17 protein-coding genes are annotated in these 22273 nt (G+C 69.7%); 12 read left to right on the forward strand and 5 right to left on the reverse strand.

Features of this window, described 5'->3' with window-relative positions; genetic code table 11:
- Positions 1-90: 90 nt before the first annotated feature.
- Positions 91-3003, reverse strand: a complete 2913-nt coding sequence (locus tag BLQ75_RS13680; RefSeq protein ID WP_092602291.1) for a leucine--tRNA ligase — start codon at positions 3001-3003, stop codon at positions 91-93.
- Positions 3004-3430: 427 nt separating this feature from the next.
- Between BLQ75_RS13680 and BLQ75_RS13685 the strand changes: the two genes are divergently transcribed.
- Positions 3431-3964, forward strand: a complete 534-nt coding sequence (locus tag BLQ75_RS13685; RefSeq protein ID WP_092602293.1) for an SdpI family protein — start codon at positions 3431-3433, stop codon at positions 3962-3964.
- Positions 3965-3993: 29 nt separating this feature from the next.
- Here the strand turns inward: BLQ75_RS13685 and BLQ75_RS13690 are convergent, their stop codons facing one another.
- From BLQ75_RS13690 to BLQ75_RS13700, 3 genes are all read right to left on the reverse strand, one after another.
- Positions 3994-4566, reverse strand: a complete 573-nt coding sequence (locus BLQ75_RS13690; RefSeq protein ID WP_092602295.1) for a YqgE/AlgH family protein — start codon at positions 4564-4566, stop codon at positions 3994-3996.
- A 136-nt stretch (positions 4567-4702) separates the two neighbouring features.
- Positions 4703-5110 (reverse strand): MarR family winged helix-turn-helix transcriptional regulator, encoded by a 408-nt coding sequence (locus tag BLQ75_RS13695; RefSeq protein ID WP_211481360.1) that lies wholly within the window; start codon positions 5108-5110, stop codon positions 4703-4705.
- 133 nt (positions 5111-5243) lie between these two features.
- The gene (locus BLQ75_RS13700) at positions 5244-6695 is read right to left on the reverse strand and encodes a CCA tRNA nucleotidyltransferase (protein WP_425286456.1); all 1452 of its coding nucleotides are present in this window, start codon (positions 6693-6695) and stop codon (positions 5244-5246) included.
- A 281-nt stretch (positions 6696-6976) separates the two neighbouring features.
- Here BLQ75_RS13700 and BLQ75_RS13705 point away from each other — a divergent pair, with 281 nt between their 5' ends.
- The 9 genes from BLQ75_RS13705 (at position 6977) to BLQ75_RS13745 (ending at position 18719) form a co-directional block, all read left to right on the forward strand.
- Complete coding sequence (locus tag BLQ75_RS13705; protein WP_092602467.1) at positions 6977-7510, forward strand: NUDIX hydrolase; 534 nt, start codon at positions 6977-6979, stop codon at positions 7508-7510.
- Positions 7507-9939: a DUF6049 family protein gene (locus tag BLQ75_RS13710; protein WP_092602299.1), complete on the forward strand. Its 2433-nt coding sequence runs from the start codon at positions 7507-7509 to the stop codon at positions 9937-9939. Before BLQ75_RS13705 ends, BLQ75_RS13710 begins: the two co-directional genes overlap by 4 nt.
- A gap of 234 nt (positions 9940-10173) precedes the next feature.
- Entirely contained in the window at positions 10174-12105 is a 1932-nt protein-coding gene (murJ, locus tag BLQ75_RS13715) for a murein biosynthesis integral membrane protein MurJ (RefSeq protein ID WP_092602469.1), read from the forward strand.
- A gap of 136 nt (positions 12106-12241) precedes the next feature.
- The gene (locus BLQ75_RS13720; RefSeq protein WP_092602301.1) at positions 12242-13882 is read left to right on the forward strand and encodes a protein kinase family protein; all 1641 of its coding nucleotides are present in this window, start codon (positions 12242-12244) and stop codon (positions 13880-13882) included.
- Positions 13883-14022: 140 nt separating this feature from the next.
- A complete protein-coding gene (gene sigM / locus BLQ75_RS13725) occupies positions 14023-14631 on the forward strand; it encodes an RNA polymerase sigma factor SigM (RefSeq protein WP_092602303.1) in 609 nt (202 codons plus the stop codon).
- Positions 14628-15566, forward strand: a complete 939-nt coding sequence (locus BLQ75_RS13730; protein ID WP_092602305.1) for a hypothetical protein — start codon at positions 14628-14630, stop codon at positions 15564-15566. The genes sigM and BLQ75_RS13730 overlap by 4 nt, the downstream gene beginning before the upstream one ends.
- A 270-nt stretch (positions 15567-15836) precedes the next feature.
- A complete protein-coding gene (gene trxB, locus BLQ75_RS13735; RefSeq protein ID WP_092602307.1) occupies positions 15837-16850 on the forward strand; it encodes a thioredoxin-disulfide reductase in 1014 nt (337 codons plus the stop codon).
- Between the two features lie 104 nt (positions 16851-16954).
- Positions 16955-17281, forward strand: a complete 327-nt coding sequence (gene trxA / locus BLQ75_RS13740; RefSeq protein WP_043569638.1) for a thioredoxin — start codon at positions 16955-16957, stop codon at positions 17279-17281.
- A gap of 286 nt (positions 17282-17567) precedes the next feature.
- Positions 17568-18719 carry an N-acetylmuramoyl-L-alanine amidase gene (locus BLQ75_RS13745; RefSeq protein ID WP_092602309.1) on the forward strand — a complete coding sequence of 384 codons (1152 nt, stop codon included), beginning with the start codon at positions 17568-17570 and terminating at the stop codon, positions 18717-18719.
- A 135-nt stretch (positions 18720-18854) separates the two neighbouring features.
- Here the strand turns inward: BLQ75_RS13745 and BLQ75_RS13750 are convergent, their stop codons facing one another.
- On the reverse strand, positions 18855-19469 hold the full coding sequence (locus BLQ75_RS13750) for a GNAT family N-acetyltransferase (RefSeq protein WP_092602311.1): 615 nt from the start codon (positions 19467-19469) through the stop codon (positions 18855-18857).
- A gap of 276 nt (positions 19470-19745) precedes the next feature.
- On the opposite strand from BLQ75_RS13750, the gene BLQ75_RS13755 reads away from it, so the two are divergent.
- Complete coding sequence (locus BLQ75_RS13755; RefSeq protein ID WP_092602313.1) at positions 19746-21110, forward strand: aminotransferase-like domain-containing protein; 1365 nt, start codon at positions 19746-19748, stop codon at positions 21108-21110.
- A 181-nt stretch (positions 21111-21291) separates the two neighbouring features.
- Complete coding sequence (locus BLQ75_RS13760; RefSeq protein ID WP_092602315.1) at positions 21292-22242, forward strand: D-alanine--D-alanine ligase family protein; 951 nt, start codon at positions 21292-21294, stop codon at positions 22240-22242.
- Positions 22243-22273 lie beyond the last annotated feature (31 nt).

Consider the following 22273-nt stretch of genomic DNA (forward strand, 5'->3'; position numbering starts at 1 on the left):
GCACGCGCTCTCACCGGTCCACAGCGGACTCACCCCGCCCGCGCGACCGGACACCGGAACCGGATCTCAACCGGCCAATCAGCCGAACGGTCAGCCGACCACGTTGACCAGCCGCCCGGGGACGACGATCACCTTGCGCGGCTCCGCACCGCCCAGCAGTTCGACGACCCTGCTGTCGGCCAGCGCGGCGGCTCGGATCTCGTCCTGCTCCGCGGTCGCCGATACGGTCATCCTGGAGCGCACCTTGCCGTTGAACTGGATCGGGTACTCGATCGTGTCATCGACCAGGTACTGCTCGTCCGCCTCCGGGAACGGTCCGTGCACCAGACTCCGCTCGTGCCCCAGCCGGTACCACAGCTCCTCGGCCAGGTGCGGGGTCAGTGGAGCAACCAGCAGCACCATCGGCTCCATCACCGCGCGCGGCGGACCGGCCGCGCCCGAGTAGGTCTTGGTCACCCGGTTGTTGAGCTCGATCAGCTTGGCCACGGCGGTGTTGAACTGCAACCCGTCGTAGTCCTCACGGACCCCGGCGATGGTCTTGTGCAGCGCACGCAGCATCTCGACGTCGGGCTCCTCCTCGGTGACCCGCGACAGCCCGGTCCACTCGTCGACGACGTTGCGCCACAGCCGCTGCAGGAACCGGTGCGAGCCGACCACGTCCTTGGTGGCCCACGGCCGGGAGGCGTCCAACGGACCCATGGACATCTCGTAGAGCCGCAGCGTGTCCACGCCGTAGGCGTCGGCCATCTCCTCGGGAGACACCGAGTTCTTCAGGCTCTTGCCCATCTTGCCGTACTCGCGGTTGACCTCCTCGTCGCCGTGGAAGTACCTGCCGTCCCGCTCGACGACCTCCTCGGCGGGCACGTAGACCCCGCGCGAGTCGGTGTAGGCATAGGCCTGGATGTAGCCCTGGTTGTACAACCGCCGGTACGGCTCCTCGGCCGAGACGTACCCCAGGTCGTAGAGCACCTTCTGCCAGAACCGGGCGTAGAGCAGGTGCAGCACGGCGTGCTCCACCCCGCCGACGTAGAGGTCCAGGCCACCCGGATCGTTCGCGCCGTGCCGGTCGGGGCGCGGCCCCATCCAGTACCGCTCGTTCTCCGGATCGACGAACCGCTCCTCGTTGTCCGGGTCGATGTAGCGCAGCTGGTACCAGCACGAACCGGCCCACTGGGGCATCACGTTGGTGTCGCGGTGGTAGTGCTTGAGCCCGTCGCCGAGGTCGAGCTCCACCTCGGCCCAGTCGGTGGCCTTGGACAGCGGCGGCTCGGGCCTGCTGTCCGCGTCGTCGGGGTCGTAGGTGCGCGGGGAGTACTCGGCCACCTCCGGCAGCTCCACCGGCAGCTGGTCCTCCGGCAGTCCCAGGGGGGTTCCGTCGGTGTCGTAGACGATCGGGAACGGCTCGCCCCAGTAGCGCTGCCGCGCGAACAGCCAGTCGCGCAGCTTGTACTGCACGCTTCCCTTGCCGTGGCCGTGCTGCTCCAGCCAGGAGACGACCTTGCGCTTGGCGTCGTCGACGGAGAGGCCGTCGAGGCTCAGCCCCGTGGTCTCCGAGGAGGAGTTGATCGCGGGGCCGTCGCCGGTGTATGCCTCGCCGTCGAAATCGGCGGGGGGCTCGACGGTGCGCACGATGGGCAGCCCGAACTCGGTGGCGAACTCCCAGTCCCGCTGGTCCTGGGCGGGAACGGCCATGATCGCGCCGGTCCCGTAGCTCAGCAGCACGTAGTCGGCGGTGAACACCGGGACGCGCTCACCGTTGACCGGGTTGACCGCGTGCAGACCGGTGAACACGCCGGTCTTGTCCTTGTTCTCCTGCCGGTCCAGTTCGGACTTCGCCGCGGCGAACCGCCGGTACTCGGCGACCGCCTCGGCCGGACCCGAGTACCCGCCGGTCCAGCGCGGGTCGGTTCCGGACTGCCACTCGCCGAATCCCTCGGGGGCCGCGAGGATCTCGTCGACCAGCGGGTGCTCCGGAGCGAGCACCATGTAGGTGGCACCGAACAGGGTGTCCGGCCTGGTGGTGAACACCTCGACCGTCTCGTCCCGGCCCTCCAGCGCGAAGCGCACGTCGGCGCCCTGGGAACGGCCGATCCAGTTGCGCTGCATGGTCTTGACCTTGTCCGGCCATTCCAGCCGGTCCAGATCGTCGACCAGCCGGTCGGCGTAGGCGGTGATCCGCATCATCCACTGCTTGAGGTTGCGGCGGAACACCGGGAAGTCGCCGCGCTCGCTGAGCCCCTCGGCGGTGACCTCCTCGTTGGCGACCACGGTGCCCAGGCCGGGGCACCAGTTCACCGGCGCCTCGGAGAGGTAGGCCAGCCGGTAGGAGTCGATGATCTCGCGCTGTCGCTGCCGGGTGAGCTCCTCCCACGGGGTGCCCTCCGGCGTGGCGCGCTCACCGGAGGCGAACTCCGCTTCGAGCTCGCTGATCGGGCGAGCACGCCCCCTGCCCTGATCGGCTTCGGTGTCGTACCAGGCGTGGAAGATCCGCAGGAAGATCCACTGCGTCCACTTGTAGAACTCGACGTCGGTGGTGGCGACCCGGCGGCGCTCGTCGTGGCCGAGCCCGAGCCTGCGGATCTGCGTCAGGTAGCGCTCGATGTTGTTCTCGGTGGTGGTCCGGGGGTGCGTACCGGTCTGCACCGCGTACTGCTCGGCGGGGAGCCCGAAGGCGTCGAACCCCATGGTGTGCAGCACGTTGCGCCCCAGCATCCGGTGGTAGCGCGCGTAGACGTCACTGCCGATGAAACCGAGGGGGTGCCCCACGTGCAGTCCGGCCCCCGAGGGGTAGGGGAACATGTCCTGCACGAACAGCTTCTCGGACGCGGCGTCCTCCCCGCGCAACGGCCCCACCGGGTTGGCGGCGTGGTAGCTGCCGAGCTCCTCCCAGCGCCGCTGCCAGGTGCGCTCGATCTCCCCCGCGATGCCCGCGGTGTACCGGAACGGGGGCGTGTCGTCGCCCGCACCGTCCGTGCCCTGTGAGTTCCGTTCCGCGCCACTCATCGTGTGCGTTTCCTTCCCTAGTCCGTCGCCGGCGAATCGCCGGGTAACGCTCCGGGCGACCCGTCGGTGTGCCGCCCCGGAAACTAAAAACCCCTCATCCCTGACCGGGCATGAGGGGTTGCCGCGCCGAGGATCGACTCGCCTCAGCGCGGCTTCGTAAGCAGTCGGGCGGTGGCCACGACCCACAGCATAACCGGAGCGTAAAGCGCGGTGTCCGGGGTGGGAACCCCGGAGGAGCGCCGGGTGGCACCGGGAAACGCCGCGAGACGCCCCCGTCTCGCGGTCGCGGCGAGGGCCGCGGGCCGCGGGCCGCGAGAGCAGAGCACCGCCTCCCGTGTGAGGCGACCTACCCGCTCGCGATGTGCTCCCACCCACCCCTCGGCGGTGCTGCCCGGAGACCACGAGGACCGAGTCGTAGGCTGGCGGGGTGGCACTTGCATCGTTGATCATCGTGTGTGCCGTCGTGATCGCCGCCGGGTGCGCCGCGCTGGCCCTCGGTTGGCTCGGGTTGCGCGGCACCCTGCCCCGCAACCGCTACGTGGGAGTGCGGACTCCGGCGGCGCTGCGGGACGACGAGACCTTCCGCCTCGCCAACCGGGTGGCCGCCCCGCCGATCCTCGCCTCGGGCGCGATCGCCGTGGTGGTGGGAGGCTGCCTGGCCGTGCTGGGAGGCACCGGCACGGGTTGGCTGATCACGGGGATCGGTGTGTTCGGCGCCCTGGTGCTGCTCGTGGCGGGAGGAGTGCTCGGCGGACGCGCGGCGGCCGCCGCACCCGAACCGTCGGGCTGTGCCGTCTGCTCCACCGCGTCCGGGAAGGACGTCCCCCCGGCGAGTGGCGGGGGCGGCTGTGCCGCCGCCGGACTGTGCTCGGCCGCGGGCGGATGTTTCGCGGCCACGGCGACCGCGCCACCCGGCGGGCCCGGTGGTAACGGGAGTCCCGCCGCCTCGGGCGGAGCGTGAGTCCACCTCCACCGCTCCGGAGCGCCCGGTCAGTTGAGCTGGACGTCCCCGGGATGTGTGGCCAGAAACGCCAGCGGTGGCCCCTGCCTGCGCAGCACCCTGGCCCAGAGGTTCGCGTCGGGCGGCGCGATCACGTCTTCCGGCAGGGCGGGGAACACGTGCCAGTCGCCCCGCTCGATCTCACCGGCCAGTTGTTGCCTGCCCCAGCCGGCGTAGCCCGCGAAGAAGCGCATCCCCCGCGCTTGGCCGGCCAGCTCGTCCGGATCACCGTCGAGGTCCACCAGCCCCACCGGCCCGTTCACGCCGACCACGCCGGTGAACTCCTCGGCGTCCACACCGGTCCGCAGCGCGGCGAGGCAGATAGCTGTGCGCTGCTCGACGGGTCCGCCGACGAAGAGCGACGGCGGTTCACTGGCGAGTTCACTCCACTTGGGCAGCACGTCGTGCACCGGTATCTCGCTGGGCCGGTTGAGCACCACGCCGAGGGTCCCCTCCTCGTGATGGTGAATGACGAAGACCACCGCCCGGCGGAAGTTGTCGTCCTGCAGAGTGGGCGCCGCGACCAGCAGCGTCCCCGGTTTCACATCCGCGTCGGATCCCACTCACCCATGATCTCACTAGCGGGAGGTGTGCGGGAGCTCCGTCACCTAGGGGAGTGCGGGAACACCGCTCGCCGGGCGCGTCCGCACGCTCCGGTGCCCGGCCGATGCCGGGTGAGGCGGCCGGAACGGGTTCCGATCAGTCGGCGGACATTTTGCCCAGGATACGGTGCAGCTCCCGGCGCTCCGAGTCGCTGATCCTGTCGAGCAGCTCGCTGTCCACTGCTTCGGCCACCGGAGCACTGGCGCGCAGTTCGGTGCGCCCCTGGTCGGTCAGCTCCACGAGGCGGCGGCGCCGATCCGCCGGGTCGACGGTACGGCTGATCAGACCGCGCTGTTCCATGCGCGTCAGCAACGAGGCCAGAGTGGCCTTGTCGATGGCCGCGTGGTGGCCGAGCTGGCTCTGCTCGATGCCGGGAGTCCGTTCGGTCTCGCTGAGCACCGCGTACTGGACCTTGGTCAGCCGGGGCAGGTGGGTCTGCCAGTACGCGGCGTGCTCCTGCATCACCCGGCGCATCAGGTGGAAGACGGGTTTGTCGAGCTCCACTTGGGGTCACTTCCGGGTCGGTTACCGGTGTGGTCCGAATCCTAGTGCCGCCCGTCGAAGCGACGATTCCGCGAGAACTCGACGGTAGCAGTGAGCACGATTACCGAGTACTCGTGCCGACTAATAATGCCGTCTACTGTTCCGGAGGCTCGATCCCCTGCTCGCGGGCCCAGCGGTGTAGCTCGGCGATCGCGTCCTCGCGCTCCAGCGGCCCCTGGTCCAGCCGGACCTCCTTCAGGTGACGCCACGCCTGCCCGACGAGCGGCCCGGGTTCGATACCCAGCAGCCGGATGATCTCGTTGCCGTCCAGGTCGGGCCGGACTCTGGCCAGATCCTCCTCCTCGGCGATGCGCTGGATCCGTGCTTCCAGGTCGTCGTAGGAGCGCTGCAGCGCCCGTGCCTTGCGCTTGTTGCGGGTGGTGCAGTCGGCGCGGACGAGCTTGTGCAGCTTCGGCAGCAGGTGCCCCGCGTCGTTGACGTAGCGGCGGACCGCCGAGTCGGTCCAGTTCCCCTCGCCGTAGCCGTGGAAGCGCAGGTGCAGGTAGACCAGGTCGGAGACGTCGGAAACGATCTCCTTGGAGTACCGCAGCGCGCGGAGCCGCTTGCGGGTCATCTTGGCGCCGACGACCTCGTGGTGGTGAAAGCTCACCCCACCTCCCGGCTCGAAGCGGCGCGTGGCCGGCTTGCCGATGTCGTGCAGCAGCGCGGCCAGTCGCAGCACCAGGTCCGGCTCACCGTCCGGGTCGTCGGCCCGTTCCAGGTCGACCGCCTGATCCAGTACTACCAGTGAGTGAAAATAAACGTCCTTGTGCTGATGGTGTTCGTCGATCTCCAGCCGCATCGCGGGCAACTCGGGCAGCACGTGGTCGGCCAGGCCGGTGTCGACCAGCAGTTCCACTCCCCGCCTGGGGTGCCTGCCACAGAGCAGCTTGGAGAGCTCGGCCTGCACCCGCTCCGGGGTGATGCGCTCGATCTCGGCGGCCATCCGGCGCATCGCGTCGAGCACCCGCTCGGTCGGCTCGAACCCCAGCTGCGCCGCGAACCTGGCGGCCCGCAGCATCCGCAGCGGGTCGTCCGCGAAGGACTCCTCCGGCGGGGCGGGGGTGTCCAGTCGCTGCTCCACGGCGTCGCGCAGTCCGCCGTGCGGATCGACGAACTCACCGGTGGAGAGCTCGACGGCCATCGCGTTGACGGTGAAGTCCCGGCGCAGCAGGTCACCGGAGATCGAGTCGCCGAAGACCACCTCGGGGTTGCGGCTGGAGCGGTCGTAGGTGTCCGCCCGGAACGTCGTGATCTCCACCGTGACGCCGTGCCGGTAGGCGCCCAGAGTGCCGAACTCGATCCCGGTGTCCCACACGGTCTCGGCCCAGTCCGCCAGCAGCCGCCGCACCCGCTCCGGGCGCGCCTCGGTGGTGAAGTCGAGGTCACCGCCGAGTCGCCCCAGCAGGGCGTCGCGCACACTGCCGCCGACGATGTACAGGGAGCATCCCTCGGCGGCGAACAGCTCGGCGAGTTCGCGGGCGGTCGGTGCCAGCCGTGACAACTCCCGCACCACGTTGTGCTGTGCCGTCCGCGCGGCACTCACGTCCGGGGTGTCGGCCTGCGCGGCGGAGTCCTGGGAGCCGGCGGCGTCGTAAACGGAAGGGGACACGGCCGTCCAGGGTATCGGCCCCGGACGAAGCGACCACGGCGGTCACCGCACGCGGGTGATCAGCGCCGAACCGGAGTGTGCTCGAAGTCATGATCATTATTATGATCGCGTCATCAGTAGTCCGGACGGGTGAGTAGGCACCACGGCGGATGGACCGCGCCACGACGGGTTCCGAGAACGACGGTTACCCGTCCGGTCGCATTACCATCGGCTACATGCCCCCTCCGCCCGGTCGCTCCGGCGGCTCCCGATCGAAGCGTCGGGGTCCGCGGCGGCGGCGCGGACTGCGGACGGTGGACGAGACCTCGGCCGGTGGGTTGGTCGTCGACAGCGGGTGGGACAACGCCGCCGTCATCGGCCGGTCGGACCGACGGGGACGGTTGCTGTGGTCGCTGCCAAAGGGCCACATCGAGACCGGCGAAACGCCGGAGGAGACCGCCGTGCGGGAGGTCTCCGAGGAGACAGGCATCATCGGACGGGTAATCCGACCGATCGGGACGATCGACTACTGGTTCGTCGCCGACAACCGGCGGGTGCACAAGACCGTGCACCACTTCCTGCTGGTTGCCGTGGGCGGCGACCTCTCCGACGAGGACGTGGAGGTCACCGAGGTGGCTTGGATGCCGCTTGGTGAGCTGGACAGGGCTCTGGCCTACGACGACGAGCGCAGGCTCGTCCAGCACGCGATCGCGATGTTCGGGCCCGGCCCGGGCGACGCGGAGTTCGGCATCGGGACGGAGCACGGATGACTCGGCGCGCCGGTCACGCCCTCAGGCCGACGGGGACCTGGTTACGTCTCGCCCTCCTCGCGGCGGTCAGCTCGCTGTTGCTGGCCCTCGTCCCCCCGGCCACCCCGGCTGCCGCGGCACGCACCGCCGACCGGGTCGAGATAGCCGTTTCCTCGGTCACCCCCCTGATGGTGCGGGGGAGCTCGCCGAACGAACTGACGATCAGCGGAACCGTCCACAACACAGGCGACCGCACACTTCGCGACCTCGAGATGCGGTTGCAGCGCGGCAAGGCACGCGCCACCCACGCCAGCGTGATCAAGGCGTTGCGGGATCGCGCTGTGACCGCCGCCGCGCGGACCAGGTTCGAACCGGTGGCCACGACGCTGCCGCCCGGTGCGCGCACGGAGTTCGAACTCCGGGTGAAGCTGACTGGCACCGACTATCGATCGTTACGGATCGAGGCACCGGGGATCTATCCGCTGCTGCTCAACGTCAACGGTGATCTCGCCCAGGGGCGACGGGCCCGGGTCGGCTCCACGCGGTTCATGCTTCCGGTGCTGTCACCACCCGGCGGTTCCCCGGAGGCACCGCAGGAACCCACCCCCGTGACCACCCTGATCCCGCTGGTCGACTACCCGCGCATGGTCCAGCAGCGGTTGCCGGGCAGACCCACCATCCTCACCGACGACCGGCTCGCCGAGTCCCTCGCCCCGGGAGGCAGGTTGTTCGGCCTGGTCCAGGCGGTCTCCGAGGAGGTTCCCGCCGACGAGCCGCTGAGCAGAGGGCTGTGCTTCGCGGTGGACCCGGACCTCGTCGTCACGGCCAGAGCCATGGTCGAGGGCTACCGCGTGCGGCAGGACGACGGCGGCACGGTACGGGGCACCGGTTCACAAGCGGCCCGCGAATGGCTGGACAAGCTGCGCACGGTGACCGAGGGGCGCTGTGTGATCTCGCTGCCCTACAGCGACGCGGACGTGGTGGCGCTCGGGCGAGCCGGGCTGCCCGACCTGATCGAGGGAGCACTCGACGGATCTGAAGCGGTGAGCCGCGAACTGGGGACCGACGTCCGCGAGGACGTCCTCTGGCCGGTGGACGGCGCGCTGGACGAATCGGCCGCCACCCAGCTGGCGAGCACAACGGTGGACACGGTGCTGATGCACCCCGACTCGCTGGCGAGTACCGACGGTTCGCTGCGACCGGTGGAGCTGCGCACCGGAGCCCCGGACCACACGCCGACAGCCAGAGTGATCGACCCCCTGCTGACCGACGCGCTCAACCCGATGCGCGCGCGGAGCGCGGCCAACTCCACCCGGCTCGCCCCACTGGGGGACGCCACGCCCTCGGTGATGGACGGGTTGGCGAGCCTGACGTTCCGCTCCCGGGCCGCGGCGGTGCCCGGCACCACGATCGTGGCTCCTCCCCGCCGGTGGAACCCTGACGAGGGCGAGTTGCGCGACTTCCTCACCGGACTGAGGACACTGCGCCAGGCCGGTTTCGTACAGCCGACCGCCCTGCCCCGTTCCGACGGCTCGGCCGGGCAAGAGGGCTCGGTCGGCGCGGGGGAGAAAACCACCGGCGACACCGAGAGCCCCCCGCGGGCGGCGATCACCTATCCGGCGGGCAGCGCCGCCGACGAGATCCCGCAGCGGATTCTCCGGAAGCTGGCGGCCCAGAACTACCGGGTGGGCGAGCTCTACCGCGCGGCCGCGCGTGAGCCCGCGAAGAACGTCGCCCCGGCCAGCGTGACCACCCCGCTGCGCAACGGTCTGCTGCGGGGAGCGTCCAGTGCGTGGCGCGGTGAGAGCCGGACCGCCCGGAAGTGGGTGGGGACGGCGGAGCGCACCCTGCAGGGAGTCCTGAACGGCGTCCGGCTGGGCAACCCCACACCGATCTCGCTGACCTCCAGCAACGGCAAGCTGCCCGTGACCGTGGTCAACGACCTGCCGGTGACCATCTGGTTCGAACTGCACGTGGACAGCCCGCGCGGGGTTCGGGTGGACGACCTCGGGCGGCTGAAGGTCCCCGCCAACGGCAAACGCCAGTTCCTGCCGAAACTGCACGCCGAGCGCGCGGGCAAGTTCACGGTGGATGTGACCCTGCGCACCGAGGGCGGCACGAAGCTGGGCAGGACCCAGCGGCTGCGGGTGGACTCGAACGCCTACGGCGCGGTCTCACTGATCATCACGATCAGCGGCGCGGCGCTGCTCGTGCTGCTGTCCGGCAGACGCGTCGTCCGACGGATCAGGTCCCGTGGCCGAACGAGCGGGACCACCGACGGTGCGACGACCGGGGCGGAGCCGAAACGAGCCGACGGCGCCGGGGATCAACCGGTTCCGGAACTCGCGGACGAGACCGGCGGAACGGGGGCCGTCCCCCAGCGGAACGGCGACGAGCACGAGGGCGGCCCGGAGCACCCGACCACCGAGAATGATCCACAACAGAGCTGAGACCCTGTGCGCGGGCCCGTCCGGCGAACTCACCGCCCGTCTCCGGTCGAACCGGCTCGCGTCGGGGCGCGGAGTGGCACGTCCCACAGGGGTGGTGGGCCGCACGACGAGCGTGGCGGAGTGACTCCTCACCCCTTCCCACCCGAAAAGCCGAGCCCTCACGTGCCGAAGCCTCGGCTAGGCTGGGCGGGTTGCACACGTACGGGTGAGCAGGCCGATCGAAGGAATGAGTTGGTGCACGGAGACGACCGCGCCGGATACCCCGGTTCCGGGGGAAGGCCCGGTGGGGAGGACGCCCACCCCACGGAACCGATCCCGCGGGTGACGGGCTCTCCGACACCCCCCGCTGCGGCACCGGGCACGGGCCCGCCCGGCGACGTCGCGGAACTGACCCAACCGATTCCGACCGTCGGCCAGGGCCCCGGCAACGTTCGTGCGGAGCAGCACACCGAGGTCATCCCCAGCGTCGACGACAGAGCCGAGCACGTGACTCTCGACTCCCGATCCGAACTCCCCGGGCAGGCCGATCCGCCCGAGCGGGACGGAACCTCCGAACCCCGACAAAGCGGCGGCGGGAAGTCGCTGCTCAAAGCCAGCGGTTCGATGGCCGTCGCCACGCTGATCAGCCGGATCACCGGGTTCGGCTGGAAGCTCGTGCTGGCCTACACCATCGGGTTCAGCGTGGCCAACGACTCGTTCACCGTGGCCAACACGCTGCCGACCAGCATCTTCGAGCTGCTCATCGGCGGAGTGCTCACCAGCGTGATCGTTCCGGTGCTGGTGCGCGCCCAGAAGTCCGATCCCGACGGTGGCCAGGCCTACGTGCGGAAGCTGCTCGCCGCCTCGGGGCTGGTGCTGGCACTGGGCACGCTGCTGTCGCTGCTCGCCGCACCGGGGCTGGTGTGGCTTTACATGGGCGACTCCGACAAGGCCAATCCGGAACTGGCCACCGCCTTCGCCTACCTGCTGCTGCCGCAGATCCTGTGCTACGGAGCCAGCGCGCTGTTCGGGGCGCTGCTGCAGTCCAAGCAGATCTTCGGCCCTCCCGCGTGGGCTCCCGTGATGAACAACGTGGTCATCCTCGCCACTCTCGGCGTCTACACCCTCCTACCGGGAGAACTGACCGTGAACCCGGTGCGGATGACCGACGCGCACCTGCTCACGCTGGGCATCGGGGTCAGTTGCGGCGTGCTGGCACAGGCGTGCGTGCAGATTCCGGCGCTGCGTAGGACCGGTCTGAGTTTCCTTCCCAGGTTGGGCTGGGACTCCCGGTTGTCCGAGTTCGGCGGGATGACGCTGTGGATGCTCGGCTACGTAGGGGTCAGCCAGATCGGGTTGCTGGCGCTGTCGCGCGTGGCGACCGCCGCCGACCCCGGGGCGTGGTCCATCTACAACTACGTGTGGATGCTGCTGCAGCTGCCCTACGGGGTCATCGGGTTCTCGGTGATGACCGCGATCCTGCCGCGCATGAGCGCCGCGGCGGCGGACGGGGACCACGAGCGGATGATCGGCGACCTGTCGCTGGGCAACCGGCTCTCCACCGTCTCGCTGCTGCCGATCAGCGCGGTCATGACCGCGCTCGGCGTGCCGATCGCCATGGCGCTGTTCTCGATCAAGGACGGCATAGGTTCGGTCGAACAGCTCGGGGTGGCGCTGGCGATCTCCTCGTTCGGCGTGCTGCCCTTCGCGATCACCATGATGCAGATGCGCGCCTTCTACTCGCTCAAGGACGCGCGAACCCCCACACTGATCATGGTCGTGATGACCGTTGCCAAGGTGTTACTCGCGATGGCGGTGGCGAACACGCTGCCCGCGGAGAGCGTGGTGCTGGGGATCACGTTCACGAACTCGTTCACCTTCGTCATAGGTTCGTTCGTCGGTGAGCTCTGGCTGCGCAGCAGGCTCGGACCGCTCGGCAGCCGCAGGTTTCTGAGCACTCTGGCCAGAACGCTGGCGGCTTCCGTCGCCGGTGGCGCGTTCGCCTGGCTGGTGAGCGTGGGCATCGACACCGCGATTCCCGCGGCAGGCGCCGTGATCGGCTGGCTGCAGGTGGTGTTCGGCGGCACTATCGGGCTGGCCGCCACATTCGGTGTGATGTGGCTGCTGCGGGTCGAGGAACTGCGGCCCGCGTTCAACCGAATCACGGGTCTGCTGCGTCGCCGCTGACGGCGGCGTCACGTACTCTCGAACGGGGAGTCTCTACGGCGGGGCGGACGGGATCATCGTGGGCCACGGCCGCCCTTGGCAGAGCGGGGTCCGCGTTCGGCGACCCTTGCCGACGGGAAGAATCGGGAGACGGCAGGTGAGCGGAAAACCGACCGAGCAGCCGGGTGCCGGACAGCACGAGGACACGATCCACGACGACCGAACAGTACGTCGGCAGGACACCGCGAGTACGGCACGCGCATCGGAGCCGCGACTCGCGCCGGGCGCGGTACTCGATCACGGTCGATATCGGCTGCTCGCCAAGGTCGGTTCGGACAGTCGTTGCAACGCTCAGCTCTGGCGGGCCAAGGACGGCGTGCTCGGACGCGACGTGGCCCTGACCATCATCGTCGGTGACAGTTCCGACACCACGCAGACCTCGGACGCGCGCCGCACGCTGGAACGCGCGATGCACGCGAGCACGTTCAACCACGCGGGCGTGGCCAGGGTGCTCGACGTGGTCAGCAGCGCACCGGGTGATCCGGACGGCGTGCTGGGCATCGTGATCGCCGAGTGGACCCACGGCAGCGACCTGACCGAGCTGATCTCGGACGGTCCCCTGGCGCCCGGCACCGCGGCCAGACTGCTGCAACCGCTGGCCGCGGCCGTCGAGGCCGCGCACCACGCGGGACTGGTACTGGGCATCGACCACCCGCAGCGGGTACGGGTGACCGGTGACGGCGAGATCAGGATGGCGTTTCCGGGCCCGATGCCGGACGCGGGCTCGGGGGAGGACGTCCGCGGGCTGGGCGCCGTGCTGTACCTGCTGCTGACCGGCCGCTGGGCACTGTCCGGCAGCCCGGAAGGGGTCTCCTCCGCTCCCGCCGGCCCGGACGGCACCGTCGTCTCACCCCGCACGCTGCGCCCTGCCATCCCGCTGGAACTGTCCACGGTGGCGGTACGCGCCCTGGGCAGTCCGGAGTCGAACGGGACCACGGGAGGAGTGCGCACCGGAGCGGCCGTGCTGCGCGTACTGGAGCAGTACGCGCAGCAGGAGGTCGGCGAGGCGGTGATGCACTCGGCCCCCGCCGGGGTGGAGGCACGCGGCAACGAGATCTGGCAGCGCGAGGATCCCAAGCCCGATCCGGGCAGAAGACGCAAGCTGATCTACGGCGTCGGGGCGGTGGGGCTGGTGACGCTCTTCGTCGTCAGCTGGCTGGCCTCCATGCTGATCGGCATGTTCGTGGGCCCCACCGAGCCCTCCGGTCCGTCGGAGGTGGTGGGCAACGAGCAGGACGACAGCTCCCAGCGGCAGCCGTCCCGGTCCGAGGAGAGCTCGGCCCCCGAGCCGAAACCGGTGGCCGTGACCGACTCGGACGTGTTCGTCACCGAGCAGGACCGGGACAACCGGGACGAGATCGACCTGGTGCACGACGATGACCCGGCCACCAGCTGGCAGACCGACGGCTACAACGACCAGCTCGGAACGGGTTTCAAGAGCGGTATCGGGATCGTGCTCACCCTGGACCACCCCGTGAAACTCACCGAAGTGGACGTGACCTCTCCCAGTTCGGGGACGGAGCTGGAGGTCCGGGCCGCCTCGGACGATTCCCCCCGGCTGTCGGACGCGCCTGTCATCGGCGAGGGGGAGATCCGCGAGGAGACCACCAGCATCCCGGTCGAGACCGACGAGACCACTTCGCACGTGCTCGTCTGGATAACCGGACTGTCCCCGGGGGACCGGTACAGCTCCCAGATCGACGAGATCGAGGTGCACGGCATCGGCGGACAGGCGTGACCGGGACGGGGAGTGCCATCCGCGAAGGAGCCCCTCCGAGACAGTCCTGAACCGTGTTCGCTTCCGCTGGCAGGGACGTGAGAGGTGCTCTGACCAATCTGGTGGATGTGTAACAGCGCACGATCAGTAGGGTTCGTGGCGTGTCAGAAACCGCCAGTTCGGATGCCGATCTCATAGCGGCTCACCTCTCCGGGGACCGGCAGGCGTTCTCCGAGCTCTTCCGGCGGCACCGTGACCGGCTGTGGTCGGTGGCCCTTCGGACGATGCGCGACCCGGACGAAGCCGCCGACGCGCTGCAGGACGCGATGATCTCCGCGTTCCGCAACGCGGGCTCGTTCCGCTCCGAGTCCAGGGTCACCACCTGGCTGCACCGGATCGTGGTCAACGCCTGCCTGGATCGAATACGCAGACGTCGGACCCGGGCCACCGTCCCACTGCCGGACAACGGGCCGGGCGAACCAGCACACCCGCACGACAGAATCGCCGAGCACGACACCCGAATGGTCGTATCGGACGCGCTCGGCGAGCTGCCGGAGGATCAACGAGCGGCTATCGTGCTCGTGGACGTCGAGGGATATCCGGTCTCGGAAGCGGCACGGATGCTCGGCGTGGCCGAAGGAACCGTGAAAAGCCGCTGCGCCCGAGGCCGGATCAAGTTGGCACAACTTCTCGGGCATCTGCGGAACCCGAACACGGATACGCACGTCTCAGACGAAGGCATGGCCACGCGTCGACGGGAGGGACGATGAGTGGCGAGGATCGGCGTGCCGGTGAGCTGGGCGGACCGGAGTGGTCCCCGGAGATGCTCGCCGAACTGCACGCGGGAGCGCTCGACGAGGAGACCGCGGCGAGGCTGCGGCCCGCGACAAGCGCTGATCCGGCGGCCGCGGCGGTCCTGACCGCGCTGGAGACGACGCGGACCCAGCTGGCGGAGCAGGTCGCCGTCGAGATCCCGGAGGAGGTGGCGGCCCGCATCGAACGATCGCTGGCCGCCGAACCCCTCCCGGTGGCCGCGGACGGCGCGGGCGAACAGCGGGCGCGGCACGCTGCCGAGTCCCGGTGGCCCGACCAGGAGCACGACGACGTGGCTCCGGCGGCGGGAGGAACGCACACCTCCGCCGGGAACCGGACTGCCGAGGACACCGACGCCGACCGGGAACCGGCGGAGGCGGAACCGGCTGAAGTGATCGGCATCGGACGCGCTTCGGGGCGCCGTGGTGGGCGGCGCCGCCGACGGTTCACCTGGGGATCGGGCCTGGTGGCGGCCGCCGCTGCCGTGCTGGCCGTGGTGCTGGTGACGTCGCCGGGCGAACAGCCGGGCGAGGACCGGGCCGACGACACCGGGGCCGGACCACCGGCTGCCTCCGACCCCTCCGATCCACCGCTGGCACTGACGGGGGAGCGGGCGACCCTGAACGGGCGACAGCTGCGGGCCGTGCTGTCCTCCTCCGAGCAGTACGCGGCTCCGCTGGAAGACCCGCGCCGGCTGCTGCGGTGTTTACAGGCCAACGGAGTCTCGGACAGCGACCCCATGGGAGCCCAGCGGATCACCTTCAACGGCGAACCGGCTCAGTTGATGGTGCTGTCGACCGGAAAGGTCGGCCAGTTCCGGTTATTGACGGTCGGTACCGACTGCGGTCCGGGCAACCCGGCCACCATGTCGGACACCCTGATCGGGGGGTGAGCGGAGTAGCACGAACCGCTCCCAACCCGCTCGCGAGCGCGACGCCGCGCGCCCGCCCTCACGAGGGCACCGAAACGGCCGCCCGACGACGGAGGAGTCTGGCTCGGTGGTACCGCCGATCCGACCCGCTCCGCGGCACCACCGGTCCAGCATGTGGGCGCGGGCACTCACCCGAGCGGTGCGGGAACAACCGACACCTAGTATCACGTTGACGATGATGCGCGCGGACACCGACCACGCGCGAACGACGTGACCGAGGGAAGGGGCGCGGTGACTGGCGACGTCCGGAACCTGATCATCGTTGGCTCCGGCCCTGCCGGCTACACCGCTGCGGTGTACGCGGCAAGGGCGGAGCTGCGACCGCTGGTCTTCGAGGGCACCCAATACGGCGGTGAACTCATGACCACTACCGATGTGGAGAACTATCCCGGTTTCTCCGACGGGATCATGGGCCCTGAGCTCATGGAACAGTTCCGCTCGCAGGCGCAACGCTTCGGAGCGGAGCTCAAGACCACCGACGTCGAGGAGATCGATCTCGGCGGCCCGGTCAAGACCGTCAGGGCCGGTGGCGCGGAGTACCGCGCCAAGGCCGTGATCCTGGCGATGGGCGCGGCGGCGCGCTACGTCGGTGTCCCCGGCGAGGACCGGTTGCTGGGACGCGGCGTGTCCGCGTGCGCCACCTGCGACGGGTTCTTCTTCCGCGACCAGGACATCGCCGTGGTCGGCGGCGGCGACTCCGCCATGGAGGAGGCCACCTTCCTCACCCGGTTCGCGAACTCGGTGACCATCCTGCACCGCCGCGAGGAGTTCCGCGCTTCCAAGATCATGCTCGAACGCGCGCGTTCGAACGAGAAGATCCACTGGCGCACGAACACCGTCGTCACCGAGGTCAACGGCGAGGGAACCGTCTCCGGGCTGACCGTGCGGGACACCGTCACGGGGGAGGAGTCGCAGCTGCCGGTGACGGGCATGTTCGTCGCGATCGGGCACGACCCGCGCAGCAAGCTCGTCGCCGACCAGGTCGAGGTGGACGAAGAGGGCTATGTGCGGGTCAAGCACCCCTCCACCGCGACCAACATCCCCGGCGTCTTCGCCGCGGGTGATCTGGTGGACAAGACGTACCGGCAGGCTGTCACGGCTGCCGGTTCGGGCTGCTCGGCGGCCATCGACGCGGAGCGTTGGCTGGCCGAACACGAGGCCTCCGAGGAGGCCGAGGTCGCGCCGGAACTCGTCGGTGGCGGATACGGCGCCGCCGCCGAGGCCGACACCGCGGCAGCCCACTGAAGGCCGCGGGAACGCTGATCCGACCGCGCCCCGCGTGAGCACCCGCGCACGGGCGGGGCGGCGATCACCCCCGTAACGACCCGAGCACCGAGTAAGGAGCGAACATGGCAGCCAAGCCGGTTACCGTTGATTCCGAGTCGTTCAAGAGCGAGGTCCTCAACAGCGACAAGCCCGTCCTGGTGGACTTCTGGGCCACCTGGTGCGGCCCCTGCAAGATGGTTGCCCCCGTCCTGGAGGAGATCGCCTCCGAGCACGAGGACAAGATCACCATCGCCAAGCTGGACATCGACCAGAACCCCGGCGTCGCACGCGACTACCAGGTGATGTCGGTTCCCACGATGCTGCTGTTCTCCAACGGGGAACCGGTCAAGCAGATCGTGGGCGCCAAGCCGAAGGACCAGCTGCTCTCGGACATCTCCGACTACCTGTGAAACGCCTCGCGGGGCGTTTCACCCCCGACCGCGGCACACGAGCGGTCCCGCACGAGATCCCACCGTCCCGACGGGGTGGTGGGATCTCGTGCGTACGGGCGGGGAGCGGAGCCGACCAGGCTAGCGGAACGTGCCGGAACGGCGACACTGCGGCCCGTGGCGCCACGCCGACGGCGACAAGGCACAATGCTTCGTAGCGGACCGCATCCGAATAAACTGATACTTGGGGGTAATGACACGTCGTTAGCACCGGTCGAGGCCGGTGCCTGAATCGAGCGAGGAGTGCATGCAGCTGCTCCACCGCGGTGACGTCGGCCCGGCCGTATCCGAGATTCGCAACGTTCTCGCCACACTGGGTCTTTTACCACCACCGAACGGCCACGTGGGGCCTGCCACCTACGACGAGTCGGTGGAACACGCGGTACGCACCTTTCAACAGCAGCGGGGACTGATAACCGACGGTGTCGTCGGTCCCGCCACGTACCGAGCGCTCACGGACGCCAAATGGCGACTGGGCGACCGCTCGCTCGCCTACTTCGTGTCCCGCCCCATCAGCGGCGACGATGTGTTCGCCCTGCAGGAGAGGCTGCTCGAACTGGGCTACGACGCCGGTCGGCCGGACGGGATATTCGGCAGGCAGACCGAGCACGCGCTGCGGAACTTCCAGCGCGAGTACGCGTTGAACTCCGACGGCATCTGCGGACCGGCCACGCTGCGCTCCCTGCGACAACTGGCTCCGAAGGTGCGCGGCGGGCGCCCGGTCTACCTGCGGGAGCAGGAGAAGGTGCGCCGTGCGGGGCCGAGGCTGCGCGGCAAACGCATCGTGATCGACCCCGGCCACGGGGGAAACGACCGGGGCGCGGTGGTCAACGGCGTGGCCGAGGCCGATCTGGCCTGGGACTTCGCCCGCAGGCTGGAGGGCCGCATGGTGGCCACCGGCATGGAGGCGCTGATCTCCCGGGGACCGAACTCCTGCCCGGCCGACGCCGACCGGGCGGCGTTCGCCAACGAGGCCGGTGCGGACCTGTTCCTGTCACTGCACGTGGACGCCAACCGTTCGCAGCAGGCGCAGGGGGTGGCCACCTTCCACTTCGGCACCGGCAACGGGACCACCTCGAACGTGGGGGAGGCGCTGGCGGGCTTCCTGCAACGCGAGGTCGTGGCCCGCACCGCCATGCTGGACTGCCGCACCCACCCGAAGAGCTGGGAGGTCCTGCGCTGGACGAAAATGCCCGCCGTGCGCATCGAGGCGGGCTACCTGAGCAATCCGCAGGACCGGGCCCGGCTGCTGGATCCCGGTTTCCGCGACGTGGTCGCGGAGGCGGTGCTGGTGGCGGTCAAACGACTCTACCTGCTGGGCAAGGACGACCAGCCGACCGGCACGTTCACCTTCGACGACCTGCTGCGCTACGAGCTCAGCCGAGCCGAGGGCGCCTGAGCGGCGAACGAACGAGCGGCTCTCCGTGCTGCCGAAACACCACTGAGAAGCCACGGCCCCGGGCGTCAGAAGCGGTGTCCGGGACAACGCCGGCCATCCGGCCGAACCGGGCGGTGAGAAGACCTCGGCCGGGTCTCACCCCCGCTGGAGAGTCGGAAAGGCCCAGAAGCCGGTGGACAGGCGCCGCAACGCCGCTTCCACCTCCTCTTTCCAGGAGATCGCGTCGTCGAGCTCCAGCCGGAGCCGGGGCCATTCGGGGTGCGGGCGAACCGTCTCGAAGCCGACACCGCGCAGGAAGGCCGCGGGCAGCACGCAGGGTGCGGCGGCCCGCTCGGCGCCGAAGGCCTCGACCGCCCGCACACCGCGCCCGGCCAGGTCCCGGGCCGCCTCCCGGACCAGCAGGCGGCCCAGGCCGTTGCCCACATGGGACTTCTCGACCCGCAACGCGGTCAGCAGCACGGCGTCGCTGCCGACCGGCCCACTCGGGAAGGACCGAACGGCGGGTACGGACCCCGGCGGCGCGTAGAGCACGTATCCGGCGGGCTCATCGTCGACGTAGGCGACGTGCCCGCAACGCCCCCACTCCAGCAGCACGGCGGATATCCAGGCCTCCTTCTCGAGTTCGGTCTGGCCGAACTCCGCGGCCTGCCGCCCGGCCTCGGGCGTGAGCTCCCAGAAAACACAGCCACGACAGGCCGAGGGAAGAACCGGCAGCTCGTCGAGCTCCAGGCCGATCACCCGCCGTGTCACACGACCTCCCACCACACCGTCGGCCCCGCCCCACCGCCGAAACCGGGCCGAACTCCGCATCGACCGCGCACCGATACGCGAAAAGCGGGGCGGGGTCACACCACTCGACACGAGTAGTGATTTCGCTCACTGTCGGCGACGATTGTACGAGGCGGACGTTACACAACCGAGAACCTCACACGATGTACCGGTTAGAATCGCCGGATCAAATCCGGTCCGAAGTCCCGGCGCGACCGGTGCCGATCACACGGCGCACCACCGACCCTGGAGCGCGCAATGTCCGATCACTCGAACCAGCCGAACGAGAGCCCCGATCCGGAGAAGACCGGCACGCCGGTTCCGGCCACAGGGGCGGCGATGGGCAACCTCGACACTCACTCCGCACGGTATGCCGAGCGCACAGCGGGGATGACGGCTTCGGAGATCAGAGCGCTCTTCGCGGTGGCCAGCAGGCCGGAAGTGGTTTCGCTGGCGGGCGGAATGCCCAACCTGGCCGCGCTTCCGCTGGAGTCGTTGTCCGAGGAAGTGGCCCGGCTGGTCACCGAGCAGGGGCAGACGGCGCTGCAGTACGGTTCGGCGCACGGCGTGCCGGAGCTTCGCGAGCAGATCTGCGAGATCATGGCGCTGGAGGGCATCTCGGCCCACCCGGACGACGTGATGGTCACCGTGGGGTCGCAGATGGCCCTGGACCTGGTCACCAGGATCTTCACCGACCCCGGTGACGTGGTGCTGGCCGAGGGACCCTCCTACGTGGGGGCCATGGGCGCGTTCTCCACCTACCAGGCCGACGTGGTGCACGTGGCCATGGACGAGCACGGCCTGCACCCCGACGCGCTGCGCGGCGCGATCGAGGAGGTGCACGGGCAGGGCCGGACCATCAAGTTCCTCTACACGATCCCGAACTTCCACAACCCGGCCGGTGTCACGCTGTCCGAGGAGCGCCGCCCGGAGATCCTGGAGATCTGCGCTCGGCACGGCATCCTGGTACTGGAGGACAACCCCTACGGACTGCTCGGCTTCGAGGGCCGGACCTATTCCTCGCTGCGCTCGCTGGACCCCGACAACGTGGTGTACCTGGGGTCGTTCTCCAAGACCTTCGCCTCCGGGCTGCGGGTCGGCTGGGTGTTGGCACCGCACGCCGTCCGCGAGAAGCTCGTGCTCGCGGCCGAGTCGGCGACGCTGTGCCCGCCGACGCTGAACCAGATGATCGTCTCGCGCTACCTGAGCACGCACGACTGGCTCGGGCAGATCAAGAGCTTCCGCGAACAGTACCGGGAACGCAGGGACGCGATGCTCAGCGCCCTGGAGCAACACATGCCCGCCGGGTGCGACTGGACCCGGCCCGAGGGCGGCTTCTTCGTGTGGTTCACCGCCCCCGAAGGGGTGGACACCAAGGCGATGCTGCCGCGCGCGGTCACCCAACGGGTGGCCTACGCCTCCGGAACCGGTTTCTACCGGGACGGGCTGGGCACCAGGCAGATGCGGCTCTCCTTCTGCTACCCGACGCCGGAACGCATCCACGAGGGCGTGCGCAGGCTGGCCAACACGCTCAACGAGGAACTGGACCTGCTGCGCACCTTCGGGTCGAGGGGCGGCCGCGAGCTGTCCGGACCGCAGACCCCCTCGCCGGACACCGCCTGAGCGGCCGCGCGGGCCGGGGCCCGCTTCGGCGGGTGGAAGAGAACTCGCCGGGACCGTCCGGGCCGGCGCTCCGCCCTGCCTTCGGAGCGTGCGGGGCCGCACGGGTAGGTTTTTTCGTACTGGTTCGGTAAGTCCGTCACACGCTGCTCGGTGTGACGGACTTCGTCATGCAGGAGTCCACTTGAGCGATCGCTGGGTTGCCGTACTTTCCGGAGGACTGTCGCACGAGCGCGACGTCTCGCTGCGCTCCGGCCGCAGACTTTCCGCGGCGCTGCGCTCCGCCGGGCTCACCGTGACCGAGCTGGACGCCGACCACGAACTGCTCCACCGGCTGAACGTCGAGCGTCCGGAGGCCGTGCTGGTCGCGTTACACGGCGGTGAGGGGGAGAACGGAGCGATTCAGTCCATTTTGGAATTGCTCGACATCCCCTACGTGGGCACCGACCCGAGGGCCTGCCGCCGAGCGTGGGACAAGCCGACAGCCAAGGCCGAGCTCGCCCGGGCCGGGTTGACGACTCCGGAATGGATGGTGCTGCCGCAGTCCACCTTCCGCGAGCTCGGTGCCCACCCGGTGCTGGACTCTCTGGTGGACAAGCTCGGCCTCCCGCTGATGCTCAAGCCGGTCCAGGGCGGTTCCGCTCTGGGGGCGCGCGTGGTCCGGGACCCCTCGGAACTGCCCTCCGCGATGATGGGGGCGTTCTCCTATGGGGACACCGTCCAGGTCGAGAAGCTGGTGGAGGGGACCGAGATAGCGATCGGCGTGTTGGAGGATTCCGACGGCCCGCACGCGCTGCCGGCGGTACGGATCGAGCCCTCGCGGGGGATCTTCGACTACACGGCGCGTTACACGGCGGGGCTGACGAGCTACCAGGCCCCCGCCGAACTCCCCGAGGACGTGGCCCGGCGGGCCTCGGAGCTGGCGATCTCCGCGCACCGGCTGCTGGGATTGCGGGACATCTCCCGCACGGACGCGATCGTGGACGCCTCCGGCGAGGTTCACTTCCTGGAGGTGAACGTCTCACCGGGACTGACCGCGACGTCGCTGTTGCCGATGGCGATCGAAGCGGACGGGCGGGGACTCGGAGAGGTCTTCGACGGGCTGGTCGAACGTGCGATCGAACGGCGAAGCTAATGGTATCGACTTCGCCGCGTTTCACGTGAAA

The sequence above is a fragment of the Actinopolyspora xinjiangensis genome (genome assembly GCF_900104475.1).
Lineage (GTDB): Bacteria > Actinomycetota > Actinomycetes > Mycobacteriales > Pseudonocardiaceae > Actinopolyspora > Actinopolyspora xinjiangensis.